At 58.3% G+C, this 11,907-nt stretch carries 11 protein-coding genes; 10 read left to right on the forward strand and 1 reads right to left on the reverse strand.

All coding sequences use genetic code 11. The features are described 5' to 3' along the window. Positions 1–813 carry a type I methionyl aminopeptidase gene (gene map / locus H4V96_RS09455; RefSeq protein WP_029496361.1) on the reverse strand — a complete coding sequence of 271 codons (813 nt, stop codon included), beginning with the start codon at positions 811–813 and terminating at the stop codon, positions 1–3. A 414-nt stretch (positions 814–1,227) separates the two neighbouring features. Here map and rpsB point away from each other — a divergent pair, with 414 nt between their 5' ends. The 10 genes from rpsB (at position 1,228) to H4V96_RS09505 (ending at position 11,891) form a co-directional block, all read left to right on the forward strand. Further along, on the forward strand, positions 1,228–1,980 hold the full coding sequence (gene rpsB, locus H4V96_RS09460) for a 30S ribosomal protein S2 (protein ID WP_010397614.1): 753 nt from the start codon (positions 1,228–1,230) through the stop codon (positions 1,978–1,980). 158 nt (positions 1,981–2,138) lie between these two features. Then, positions 2,139–3,050: a translation elongation factor Ts gene (gene tsf, locus H4V96_RS09465; protein WP_010397617.1), complete on the forward strand. Its 912-nt coding sequence runs from the start codon at positions 2,139–2,141 to the stop codon at positions 3,048–3,050. Between the two features lie 147 nt (positions 3,051–3,197). After that, the gene (pyrH, locus tag H4V96_RS09470) at positions 3,198–3,914 is read left to right on the forward strand and encodes a UMP kinase (protein WP_070347215.1); all 717 of its coding nucleotides are present in this window, start codon (positions 3,198–3,200) and stop codon (positions 3,912–3,914) included. Between the two features lie 175 nt (positions 3,915–4,089). Beyond that, positions 4,090–4,650 (forward strand): ribosome recycling factor, encoded by a 561-nt coding sequence (gene frr / locus H4V96_RS09475; RefSeq protein WP_010397622.1) that lies wholly within the window; start codon positions 4,090–4,092, stop codon positions 4,648–4,650. 99 nt (positions 4,651–4,749) lie between these two features. Then, complete coding sequence (gene uppS, locus H4V96_RS09480; RefSeq protein WP_029496362.1) at positions 4,750–5,517, forward strand: polyprenyl diphosphate synthase; 768 nt, start codon at positions 4,750–4,752, stop codon at positions 5,515–5,517. Next, positions 5,517–6,350 (forward strand): phosphatidate cytidylyltransferase, encoded by an 834-nt coding sequence (locus H4V96_RS09485; protein ID WP_196855423.1) that lies wholly within the window; start codon positions 5,517–5,519, stop codon positions 6,348–6,350. Before uppS ends, H4V96_RS09485 begins: the two co-directional genes overlap by 1 nt. Before the next feature lie 8 nt (positions 6,351–6,358). After that, a complete protein-coding gene (gene ispC, locus H4V96_RS09490) occupies positions 6,359–7,543 on the forward strand; it encodes a 1-deoxy-D-xylulose-5-phosphate reductoisomerase (protein WP_196855422.1) in 1,185 nt (394 codons plus the stop codon). After that, positions 7,540–8,901, forward strand: a complete 1,362-nt coding sequence (rseP, locus tag H4V96_RS09495) for an RIP metalloprotease RseP (protein ID WP_196855421.1) — start codon at positions 7,540–7,542, stop codon at positions 8,899–8,901. The genes ispC and rseP overlap by 4 nt, the downstream gene beginning before the upstream one ends. A gap of 83 nt (positions 8,902–8,984) precedes the next feature. Next, positions 8,985–11,321, forward strand: coding sequence for an outer membrane protein assembly factor BamA (gene bamA / locus H4V96_RS09500; RefSeq protein WP_196855420.1), 2,337 nt, complete (start codon positions 8,985–8,987; stop codon positions 11,319–11,321). A gap of 51 nt (positions 11,322–11,372) precedes the next feature. Beyond that, a complete protein-coding gene (locus H4V96_RS09505) occupies positions 11,373–11,891 on the forward strand; it encodes an OmpH family outer membrane protein (protein WP_010397635.1) in 519 nt (172 codons plus the stop codon). Positions 11,892–11,907 lie beyond the last annotated feature (16 nt).

Below are 11,907 nucleotides of genomic sequence, written 5' to 3' on the forward strand. Positions count from 1 at the left end.
TCAGGCTTTGTTCAGGATCAAGGCGGGCGGCGGCGGCATGCCGGGCGAGACGGTCAGCACTTCGTAGCCCGTCTCCGTCACCAGCACCGTGTGTTCCCATTGCGCCGACAAGCTGCGGTCCTTGGTTTTGATGGTCCAGCCATCGTTCATCTCGCGGATCTCGCGGCGGCCCGAGTTGATCATCGGTTCCACGGTAAAAATCATGCCTGCTTCGAGGCGTTCGAGAGTGCCTGGCTTGCCGTAATGCAACACTTGCGGCTCTTCATGGAAGACCTTGCCGATGCCGTGACCGCAGAATTCGCGCACCACGCTGTAGCCAGCCTTTTCCGCATGTTGCTGGATGGCATGGCCGATATCGCCGAGGTGGGCACCCGGCTTGATCTGGTCTATGCCCAGCCACATGCATTCATAGGTGACCTCCGACAGGCGCTTTGCCAGGATGGTGGGGGTGCCGACGAGGAACATGCGGCTATTGTCGCCGTGATAGCCATCCTTGATGACAGTGATGTCGAGGTTGACGCTGTCGCCGCTCTTCAAGACCTTGTCGCCCGGAATGCCATGACAGATGACGTCGTTGACGGAGGTGCAAATGGCCTTCGGGTAAGGCGTGTAGCCGGGCGGGCAATAGTTCAGCGGGGCCGGGATGGTGCCTTGCACGTTGAGCATGTATTCGTGGCACAGGCGGTCCAGTTCGCCGGTCGTGACGCCCACCTTGACGAAGGGAGTGATGTAATCGAGTACTTCAGCGCCGAGTTTGCCGGCAACGCGCATGCCTTCGATGTCGGCGGCGCTATTAATACGGATGGTAGGCATGGTGTAAGTCGCAATCTGCAAAATTTCCGGCTGAAAAGCGCGGGTGAAAAGCACAGACGATTTCCATGGTGCGGAAAAAAGTCTGCAAATATGTTGAAATTATAAACGAGGCGCCCTCAATTCGCCGCCTTCTTCCCATGGCTGGGCGGCGATTTGTGCGCAAATCGGGATGAACCGCCAGCGCGGCTACGCCTGGCGCCAGCGTGGTACATCGAGCGCTTCCCCAGGAGCCGGCGATTCGCAGTGCAGACTTGATGCGGCCGTCATTTCGGTGTAGAATTCCGGGTTGCTTGAATTCTCTTTTAGGCAATGCAGTAAAACAGTGTATTTAATCAATATAAACACGCGAATCCGGTCGACAAGGGTGCCTCTATGGTGACTGATCGGATTCCAGACCCAACCCTGGAGTTAATAATGTCCGTAACAATGCGCGAAATGCTGGAAGCCGGTGTCCATTTTGGTCACCAAACCCGTTTTTGGAATCCAAAAATGGCACCGTTCATCTTCGGCCATCGCAACAAGATCCACATCATCAACCTGGAAAAAACCATGGCGATGTACCAGGACGCAATGAAGCACGTGCGTCAACTGGCTGCAAACCGTGGCACCATCCTGATGGTCGGCACCAAGCGTCAAGCTCGCGAAATCATCGCTGCTGAAGCGCAACGCGCTGGCGTGCCTTTCGTTGATCAGCGTTGGTTGGGCGGCATGCTGACCAACTTCAAGACGATCAAAACGTCGATCAAGCGTCTGAAAGACATGGAAGTGATGATCGAAGACGGTTCGATCGAGAAGCTGTCGAAAAAAGAAGCGCTGATGTTCTCCCGCGAAATGATCAAGCTGCAAAAATCGATCGGCGGCATCAAGGACATGGGCGGCATTCCTGACGCAATCTTCGTTGTAGACGTCGGCTACCACAAAGGTGCGATCACTGAAGCGGCTAAACTGGGTATCCCGGTCATCGGCGTTGTCGATACCAACCACTCCCCAGAAGGCGTGAACTTCGTGATCCCAGGTAACGATGACTCCTCGAAAGCCATCATGTTGTACGCTCGCGGTGTTGCTGATGCAATCATCGAAGGCCGTGCAGCTGCCGGTAACGAAGTTGTTGAAATGGTTAAAGCAGCCGCTGGCGACGAATTCGTCGAAGTAAACGAACAGGCTTAATTGCCAGGCTATCGCGAGATAGCTGTTTGTAAGCACAGCAGTAAGGGAAAAGGGGTGGCAGCAGCTCCCCCTTTTTTTTAACAAAAAAACGATAGTGACCGCTGGCGAGGCATATCTGCCCGGCCGCGACTGTCGACTCACCGAATCAGGAGAAACACATGGCAGCGATTACAGCAGCGATGGTAGGCGAATTGCGCGGCAAAACCGACGCACCAATGATGGAATGCAAAAAAGCACTGACCGAAGCCGAAGGCGACATGGCGCGTGCGGAAGAGATCCTGCGCGTCAAACTGGGCGGCAAGGCATCGAAAGCATCGGCACGCATCACCGCTGAAGGCGTCGTGGCAACCTATATCGCCAATGGCGTAGGCGCCCTGGTCGAAGTGAACTCGGAAACCGACTTCGTTGCGAAAAACGACGATTTCCTGGCACTGGCCAACAACGCTGCCCGTCTGGTAGCAGAACACAACCCGGCTGACGTAGCTGCCTTGCTGGCCCTGCCACTCGATGGCAAGACACTCGATGAAGTGCGCGCTGCCTTGATCGGCAAAATTGGCGAAAACATGACCATCCGCCGCTTCCAGCGCTTCGAAACGAGCAACAAGCTCGCTTCGTACCTGCACGGTGCGCGCATCGGCGTGATCGTCGAATTCGACGGCGCCGATGAGCAAGTAGGCAAAGACGTGGCCATGCACATCGCGGCCATGAAGCCAGTATCGCTGTCTTCGAACGAAGTTCCTGCGGAACTGATCGAAAAAGAGCGTTCGGTTGCCCAACTGAAAGCCGAAGAAGACGCAGTCAAAGCGGCCGCCGAAGGCAAGCCAGCACAATCGCCGGAAATCCTGGCCAAGCGCCTGGAAGGCTCGGTACAGAAGTTCCTGAAAGAAGTGTCGCTGCTGAACCAGGCTTTCGTGAAAAACGACAAGCTGTCGGTTGAGCAAATGCTGAAGGCGGCTAACACCAGCGTCAAAGGCTTCGCCATGTACGTGGTAGGCGAGGGCATCGAGAAGAAGCAAGACGACTTCGCAGCAGAAGTCGCAGCACAGATGGCTGCCTCCCAGGGAGCGTAAGTAAAGCGGGCCGAGAGGCCCGTTTTTTTGGCCCGCCCGCACCTGTTGTGCCGGGCGGCGGCATGGGCAGTTGCGCACGCCTGTCCGGCGCTGCAAAGCGCTGCGCCATGTCATACTCGAATAACCTCATTTATGGAGCCCCAGCTCATGTCAAAACCAGCCTACAAGCGCGTCCTCCTCAAGTTGTCCGGCGAAGCCCTGATGGGCGATGATCCCTACGGCATCAACCGCGCCACGATCGAGCGCATGGTGGCCGATGTGGCCGAGGTGGCGAAATTGGGTGTGGAACTGGCAATCGTGATTGGTGGCGGCAATATCTTCCGCGGCGTCGCGCCTGGCGCGCAAGGCATGGACCGCGCCACCGCCGACTACATGGGCATGCTTGCCACCGTGATGAACGCACTGGCTCTGGCCGATGCGATGCGTCACGTCGGCATCACTGCACGCGTCATGTCGGCCATCGGCATCGAACAAGTCGTCGAGCCATATGTACGTCCGAAAGCCCTGCAATACCTGGAAGAAGGCAAAGTGGTTGTCTTTGCCGCCGGTACCGGCAATCCGTTCTTTACCACCGACACGGCAGCCGCTCTGCGCGGTTCCGAGATCAGTGCCGAGATCGTCCTGAAGGCCACCAAGGTTGACGGTGTCTACACGGCTGATCCGAAGAAGGATCCGAACGCCACCCTGTTCCATACGATTACGTTCGACGATGCCATCTCCAAGCATCTGCAAGTGATGGATGCCACCGCATTCGCCCTGTGCCGTGACCAGAAACTGCCGATCAAGGTGTTTTCGATCACCAAGCCAGGCGCCCTGATGCGCGTCATCATGGGTGAAGATGAGGGCACGCTGGTTCACGTATAGAAACAAGGAGCACCGAGAAGCGGCCATGGCTGCGTTGCAGCGCCTCGCCGTATTCGTACCGGCTTCGGCGCTGCTCCTTGCCCTGAACGGTTTTCGGCACTCCCAACTGCGCGGGTTTGTTTCTTGAATCTGGCAAAGTAGAATATTCATTATTATCAAGACAAGGAGTACAGCAATGTCCTTAGCTGACGTTAAAAAGAACACGCAGGAACGCATGACCAAGTCGCTGGAAACACTGCGGGCCGACTTGGCCAAAGTGCGTACCGGCCGCGCTCATACGGGTATCCTCGACCACGTGATGGTCGATTACTACGGGTCGCCGACGGCGCTGACCCAGGTCGCCAACGTGACCCTGGTCGACGCGCGCACCATCGGCGTGCAGCCGTATGAAAAAAAGATGGCCAACACCATCGAAAAAGCTATCCGCGATGCTGATCTGGGCTTGAACCCATCGGCACAGGGCGACCTGATCCGCGTTCCTACGCCGCCGCTGACGGAAGAGCGCCGCAAGGAAATGGTCAAATTGGTCAAGAGTGAAGCGGAAGACGCAAAGATTGCTGTGCGTAACATTCGTCGCGACGCGAACGAGTCGCTGAAGAAACTGGTCAAGGAAAAAGCCTGCTCCGAGGACGATGAGCGCCGCTCGTCGGAAGAAGTGCAGAAACTGACGGATAAGTTTATTGCTGACATCGACAAGATGGTGGTCGACAAAGAAAAAGAAGTGCTGACAGTCTAGTTTTCAGTCCTTTTGATGCTGCCCGGGAAAGCACGGCTTTTCCGGGCAGTGCTATTTGGCGCATAATAGTCATCTTTTATTTTTAGTGTTCGTGTTTTCATGATCTATTCGAGTTCGACAACGGCAGTACCTGAGGTTGGCACGGTGCCGCGCCATGTGGCAATCATTATGGATGGTAACGGCCGCTGGGCAACCAAGCGCTTCCTGCCGCGCGTGGCTGGTCACGTCAAGGGGGCGGACGCCGTGCGCGGCATCGTTGAGGCCTGCCTTGCACGGGGCGTTCAATATCTGACCCTGTTTGCCTTCAGCTCGGAAAACTGGCGCCGCCCGGAAGAAGAGGTGTCGATGTTGATGCGCCTGTTCGTCACCATGCTGGAACGCGAAGTGGTCAAGATGCATGCCAACGACATCCGCTTGAAGGTGGTGGGCGACCTGTCGCGCTTCAACGACGAACTGCAAACCCTGATCGCCAATGCCGAACGCAAGACGGCGCGCAATACGCGTCTGACGGTGACGATCTGCGCCAATTATGGCGGCCGCTGGGACATCATGCAGGCGGTCAACAAAATGACGGCCGAGGCTGCCAACGATGGCCAGCCTGCCGCGCAGGCTTACACGGAAGAACAATTGGCGCCGCACCTGGCCATGGCCTACGCACCCGAGCCCGACCTGTTCATCCGCACGGGGGGCGAGCAGCGCATTTCCAATTTCCTGCTGTGGCAACTGGCATACACGGAACTGTTTTTCACCGACACTTTCTGGCCCGACTTTAATGGCGAGTGCCTCGACGCGGCAATCGCGTCTTACCAGCAGCGCGAACGGCGCTTTGGCCGTACCAGCGCGCAATTAACTGAAAAGACAAACTGATGCTGAAAACACGGATAATCACCGCCCTGGTCCTGTTGGCGGTCTTGCTGCCGGTTCTGTATCTGAATTACTTCCCTGCCTTCGCCGTGATCGCCACGGCGTTCTTCGGCGCCGCCGTATGGGAAAGCTTCCGCATTTTTAAAAATCGCCAGGCGCTCTTGATTGCTGCCGTCTGGACTGCTGCCTTCGCGTATACGTTTTTTGTCGGTAACGGCATGGCGCAGCTCAATTTCTGGTTTGCCCTGTGCGTGGCCATCTGGCTGATCCGCTTCGCGCCCTCGCTGGCGACGGGCTTGCCGCCCACCGAAGGCTTGGGCAATACTTTGCTTAGTCTGGTGTATCCGGTCACCATCGTCGGCTGCTTCGTCGCCATCATTGCCTTGTTCCTGCATAGCCCGTTGTTCCTGCTGTCCGTCATGGCGCTGGTCTGGATCGCCGACGTCGGCGCGTATTTTTCGGGCAAGGCTTTCGGCAAGCGCAAGCTGGCGCCCAGCATTTCCCCGGGTAAATCTTGGGAAGGTGCCATCGGCGGCGGCCTCGCCGTGCTCGTCATCGCCGCCATCACCATCGCTGCTGCGCCTTCGTTGCCGGTGCTGCAAGATACCTTTGCCGTGCAGTTGCAATTGCGCCGCGGCTCGCTGGTGACCTTGCTGGTGCTGCTGCTGGTCGTCGCTGCCAGCATCGTCGGCGACCTGTTCGAATCCCAATTGAAACGTCGCGCCGGCATCAAGGACAGCAGCAATCTGCTGCCTGGCCACGGCGGCGTACTCGACCGTATCGACGCGTTGATCCCGGTCCTGCCATTTGCTGCCCTGGTGGCCAGCTGGCTTTAAGGAAACTCATGCAATACATCACCATCCTTGGCGCGACCGGCTCGATCGGCGTGTCCACCCTCGACGTGCTCGCGCGTCATCCCGAGCAATACAGCGTGTATGCGCTGAGCGCGCACAGCCGTGTGGCCGAACTGGCCGCCCAGTGCTTGCAGTTCCGTCCGCAGCGCGCCGTCGTCGGCACCGCTGACGCGGCCCTTGAACTGACGCGCCTGCTCCGCGGCCAGGGCGTCGCTACGCAAGTCGATTATGGCGTCGAGGCGCTGTGCGCCGTCGCCAGCGCACCACAAGTGACGGGTGTGATGGCGGCCATCGTCGGCGCAGCCGGCCTGGCGCCCACCTTGGCGGCGGCGCGTGCGGGCAAGAAAATATTGCTGGCAAATAAAGAAGCGCTGGTCATGTCCGGCCAGCTGTTCATGGATGCCGTGCACGATAACGGCGCCGTGCTGCTGCCCATCGACAGCGAGCATAACGCCATCTTCCAATGTCTGCCGCATGCGCATGGCCGCGCGCCAGGCGCTGCGGGCGTGGCAAAAATCGTGCTGACCGCTTCCGGCGGCCCCTTCCTTACGCGCGCTGTCGAAACGCTCGATAGGGTCACGCCGGACCAGGCATGCAAGCATCCGACCTGGGCCATGGGGCGCAAGATTTCCGTCGATTCGGCCACCATGATGAACAAGGGCCTGGAAGTGATTGAAGCGCACTGGCTGTTCGGTGCGCCAGCCGAGCAGATCGAGGTGCTGATCCATCCGCAAAGTGTGATCCATTCGATGGTGTCGTATATTGACGGTTCCGTGCTGGCACAGTTGGGCAACCCGGATATGCGCACGCCGATCGCCCATGCGCTGGCGTATCCACAGCGCATCGCCTCCGGCGTCGCGCAGCTCGATTTGGCGCAAATAGCCACCTTGCAGTTCGAGCGTCCCGATTTGCGCCGTTTCCCCTGCCTGGCGCTGGCGTTCGACGCCTTGCGCGCCGGCGGCACGGCGCCGGCCCTGCTCAATGCGGCCAATGAAGTGGCCGTGCAAGCCTTTCTCGACGAGCAGATCGGCTTCCGCCAGATCGACCGCGTCATTTCCCACGTGATCGAGACCGTGCCGCATGGCGCCGCCTCCAGCATCGAGGCCGTGATGGAGCAGGACCGCCTGGCCCGCGCGGCCGCGCATGCGTATATCGCCCAGAGGCTGGCAGCATGACGCTGATCACCACCTTGCTGGCCTTTATCGTCGCGCTCGGTTCGCTGATTACCTTGCACGAGCTGGGCCACTACGTGGTGGCGCGCTGGTGCGGCGTGAAAGTGCTGCGCTTCTCGATCGGCATGGGGAAAGTGGTGTATTCGCGCAAGTTTGGCAAGGACCAGACCGAATGGGCTATTTCCGCGCTGCCGCTGGGTGGCTATGTCAGCATGCTCGACAGCCGTGCGCAAGACCTTAGCGACTTGCCGGAAAGCGAGTTGCGCCGCGAGTTCACACGCCAGAGCGTGTGGCGTCGCATCGCCATCGTCGCTGCCGGGCCGCTGGCCAATTTTCTCGTCGCCATCGTGCTGTACGCGAGCTTGTTCATGCATGGCATCGAGGAGCCGTCGAGCAAGCTCGGCCCCGTGGCCGAGCAAACGCCGGCCCATGCTGCTGGCCTGCGCAGCGGCGATACGGTTGAAGCGGTCAATGGCAAGGCTGTCGCCAGCTGGTCCGAGTTGCGCTGGGAGCTGATCCAGTCCACCCTCGACAAGCAGGCTGCGCGCATCGAAGTGCGTCGTCCTGATCGTGGCCTGCAGGAAGCGACCTTGCCGACGACCACTTTGACGCAAACGGACTTGGAAGGCGACGTGCTGGGTAAGCTGGGCCTGACGCTGGCCCGTTCCGCCCCCACGCTGATGGAAATCATGCCTGGCGGTGCAGCCGCGCGCGCCGGCCTGCAAAAAAACGACCAAATTCTGGCCATCGACGAGCAGCCCGTGCACGACGTGGCGCTCGTCATCGCCACCCTCAGCGAGGCACCGGGTCGTACTTTGCAATTGCGCCTCTTGCGCCAGGGCCAGGACCTGAGCTTGCCCATTACGCCTGACGCCGTGCCTGGCGCGGGGGCAAAGGGAGCTGTAACAGTTGGTAAGATCCAGGCAAAACTGGGGCAGGTGCCGGATATGATCAGCGTCGCATCCGGACCGTTTTCTGCCGTGCTCAAGGCGTCCTCCAAAGTGTGGGATACCAGTGTCATGAGCCTGAAAATGCTGGGTAAAATGATCACCGGCCAAGTCTCGCTGAAGAATGTGACGGGGCCCATTACGATCGCCGATTACGCGGGCCAGACGGCGCGCATCGGCCTGGTAAGTTATCTGAGCTTCATTGCCTTCATCAGTATTAGTCTGGGCGTGATGAATTTGCTACCCATTCCTGTTCTGGATGGCGGGCATTTGCTGTATTATTCGCTGGAAGTTTTGACCGGACGCCCCTTGCCGGAGCGCGTAGGCGAGATTGCTCAGCGCCTGGGGATGGGTTTGCTATTGACCTTGATGGTGCTTGCCGTCTTTAATGACGTGTTGCGATTACTTAATTAGGGCGCTGGTTGATGCCATTGCGTGAGTCGCACAAGCAATCTTTTGTGTATGTTGTCCATTGATTTAGCCATTGAATAACCCCAATGAAATTACATTCTGCTCGTTTTGCCTTGCCTTCCTTTCGTCGCAGCCTGATCGGCGCCGCCGTCATGGCCTTCTGTGCCGGCCATGCGCTGGCCGTCCAGCCATTTACTGTCAAGGACATCCGGGTCGAAGGGATCCAGCGTACTGAAGCGGGGACTGTTTTCAGTTACCTGCCCGTGCGTGTCGGCGAAACGTTCTCCGACGAGAAGAGCGTCGCTGCCATCAAAGCGCTGTACGCGACGGGTTTTTTCAAGGATGTGCGACTGGAAGTCGATGGTGACGTGCTGGTGGTGCTGGTCGAGGAGCGCCCGGCCATCGCTGCCGTGGAATTTACGGGCACCAAGGAATTTGAGAAAGACGTGCTGGTCAAGGCATTGAAGGAAATCGGCGTCGGCGAAGCCAAGATTTTTGACAAGGCGTCGGTCGACCGCGCGGAACAGGAACTCAAGCGCCAGTACTTGTCGCATGGTCTGTACGGCGTGAAGATCACCACCACCGTCACACCGATCGAGCGTAACCGCGTCAATGTGGTGTTCGCCGTCGACGAGGGCGACGTGGCCCGCATCAAGCAAATTAACATCGTTGGCAACAAGGCTTTCAGCGACAAGGAGCTGCGTGATCAGCTGGCCTTGAACACCGGCGGCTGGTTCAGCTGGTACACCAAGGCTGATCAATATTCGAAGACCAAACTGACCGGCGATATCGAGTCGCTCAAGTCCTATTACCTCGACCGCGGCTATATCGAGATGCAGGTCGACTCGACGCAAGTGTCGATCACGCCCGATAAAAAAGACATTTACCTGACGATCAATATCACCGAAGGTGAAAAGTACAAGATCGCCGGCACCAAGTTCGAAGGCGAGATGTTCGGCCGCGAAGAAGAGCTGAAGGCCCTCAATCTGATGCGCGAGGGCGAGATCTATTCGGGCGCGCGCCTGACGGCGACGAACAAACGCATCCAGGACCGCCTGGCTACGTTCGGCTATGCTTTTGCCAACGTCAATGCCAATCCGGAAATCAACCGTGAAAAGCATGAAGTGGGTTTTACTTTCTTCATCGATCCGGGCAAGCGCGTGTATGTGCGCCACATGAATATCGCCGGCAACACCACCACGCGCGATGAAGTCATTCGCCGTGAATTCCGCCAGTTCGAATCGTCCTGGTATGACAGCAACAAAATCAAGTTGTCGCGTGATCGCGTCGACCGCCTCGGCTACTTCAAGGACGTCACTATCGACACGCCAGAAGCGCAGGGCACGACCGACCAGGTTGACGTCAACGTGACGGTAGTGGAAAAGCCAACGGGTAACTTCCTGATCGGTGGCGCCTTCTCGCAATCGGAGAAGTTCACTCTGTCGGCATCGATTTCGCAGGCCAACTTCGCCGGTAGCGGCAACACCGTCGGCATCGAACTCAATACCAGCCATTACAGTCGCACGATCGCGTTTTCGCAAACCAATCCGTATTTTACGGACGATGGCATTTCGCGCAGCTTTGAAGTTTACCTGCGTACGACGGAACCACCAGCGCTCAATATCGGCAGCTACAAGATCAAGCAAACCGGTGGCCGCGTCAGTTTCGGCGTGCCATTCTCGGAAGTCGATACCATCTTCTTTGGCATCGGCGCCGAGCGCTCGCGCATCGAAACCGATCTCACCAGCCCGGTCCGCTTCAAGCAGTACGTGATCGACAATGGCGGCCCGTCGGACGGTATCGGTTCGGCTACCACCAACGCCATCCCGCTGACGGCGGCTTGGCAACGCGACAGTCGCGATAGTGCGCTGACGCCATCGGTCGGTCGTTACCAGCGCGTCAACCTGGAAGCTGACGTGATCGGTAACCAGAAGTATTTCCGTGCCATCTATGAGCACCAGTATTTCCGTCCGCTGTTCAGCAAAGTGACCCTGGCGCTCAAGGGCGAGATCGATTACGGCCACGGCATCGGCAAGCACGTGTATCCAGTCTTCAAGAACTTCTACGGCGGCGGCATCGGTTCGGTGCGTGGCTACCTGAGTTCCTCGCTGGGCGCGGTCGAACCGAGCACCAACGATGCGCTGGGAGGCGCTTCGCGCCTGATCGGTAGCGCCGAACTGCAGATGCCATTCCCAGGTTCGGGCAATGACCGCAGCTTGCGCTGGTTCGGTTTCCTTGACGGTGGCCAGGTCTACCAGGAAGGCGAAAAAATGCGTATCTCGCAATTGCGTTATTCTGCTGGCTTGGGCATCAGCTGGATTTCACCGGTGGGCCCGCTCAAGCTGAGCTATGCCAAGCCGCTGAACGCCAAGCCGACGGACCGCCTGGAGCGCTTCCAGTTCCAGATGGGCACCGGTTTCTAACCGGCCATCTGAACCGGGGCGACAGCTTTTACCTTTTGACCATGGAGTATCATGAACACCGCATCCGCTACTTTGCCCAAGTCCCTTGCCGTGATCGCATTGTGCTGGAGTTCGCTGTTGCCGGTGCAGGCGCAGGCTCAGGAGTCGAAGATCGCCTGGATCAGCAGCGAACGTATTTATAACGAATCGAGGCTGGCGAAAGCTGCCAGCGCCAAGCTGGCCGAAGAGTTCCGCTCGCGTGAAAAAGCCGTGCAGGAACTGGGCAGTCGTTTCAAGGTGGCCAATGAAGCGCTGGAAAAGGACATGCCCACCCTGAGCGAGGCCGAGCGCGCCAAGCGCCAGCGCGAGTTTTTTGAGCTGGACAAGGAACTGCAACGTCGCCAGCGCGAATTTCGCGAAGACTTGAGCCAGCGCAGCAATGAAGAGCGCAGCGCTATCGCTGAAAAAGCCAACGCCATCATCCAGCAGATGGCGCATATCGAAGGATATGACATCGTGCTGCAGGAAGCTCTGTGGGCCAGCCCGCGCATCGACATTACCGACAAGGTCTTGAAGGCGCTGGACAAGTAACAGTAACGGTTTCAAG

This window comes from Janthinobacterium sp. CG_23.4, from assembly GCF_029892305.1.
GTDB classification, from domain to species: domain Bacteria; phylum Pseudomonadota; class Gammaproteobacteria; order Burkholderiales; family Burkholderiaceae_D; genus Janthinobacterium; species Janthinobacterium lividum_D.

Excerpts from the sequence above, each read along its gene's own strand:
- ispC (WP_196855422.1), top strand. The coding sequence starts at position 6,359 with ATGCAATACATCACCATCCTTGGCGCGACCGGCTCGATCGGCGTGTCC.
- uppS (WP_029496362.1), top strand. The coding sequence starts at position 4,750 with ATGATCTATTCGAGTTCGACAACGGCAGTACCTGAGGTTGGCACGGTG.
- rseP (WP_196855421.1), top strand. The coding sequence starts at position 7,540 with ATGACGCTGATCACCACCTTGCTGGCCTTTATCGTCGCGCTCGGTTCG.
- H4V96_RS09505 (WP_010397635.1), top strand. The coding sequence starts at position 11,373 with ATGAACACCGCATCCGCTACTTTGCCCAAGTCCCTTGCCGTGATCGCA.
- frr (WP_010397622.1), top strand. The coding sequence starts at position 4,090 with ATGTCCTTAGCTGACGTTAAAAAGAACACGCAGGAACGCATGACCAAG.
- H4V96_RS09485 (WP_196855423.1), top strand. The coding sequence starts at position 5,517 with ATGCTGAAAACACGGATAATCACCGCCCTGGTCCTGTTGGCGGTCTTG.
- rpsB (WP_010397614.1), top strand. The coding sequence starts at position 1,228 with ATGTCCGTAACAATGCGCGAAATGCTGGAAGCCGGTGTCCATTTTGGT.
- pyrH (WP_070347215.1), top strand. The coding sequence starts at position 3,198 with ATGTCAAAACCAGCCTACAAGCGCGTCCTCCTCAAGTTGTCCGGCGAA.
- bamA (WP_196855420.1), top strand. The coding sequence starts at position 8,985 with ATGAAATTACATTCTGCTCGTTTTGCCTTGCCTTCCTTTCGTCGCAGC.
- map (WP_029496361.1), bottom strand. The coding sequence starts at position 813 with ATGCCTACCATCCGTATTAATAGCGCCGCCGACATCGAAGGCATGCGC.
- tsf (WP_010397617.1), top strand. The coding sequence starts at position 2,139 with ATGGCAGCGATTACAGCAGCGATGGTAGGCGAATTGCGCGGCAAAACC.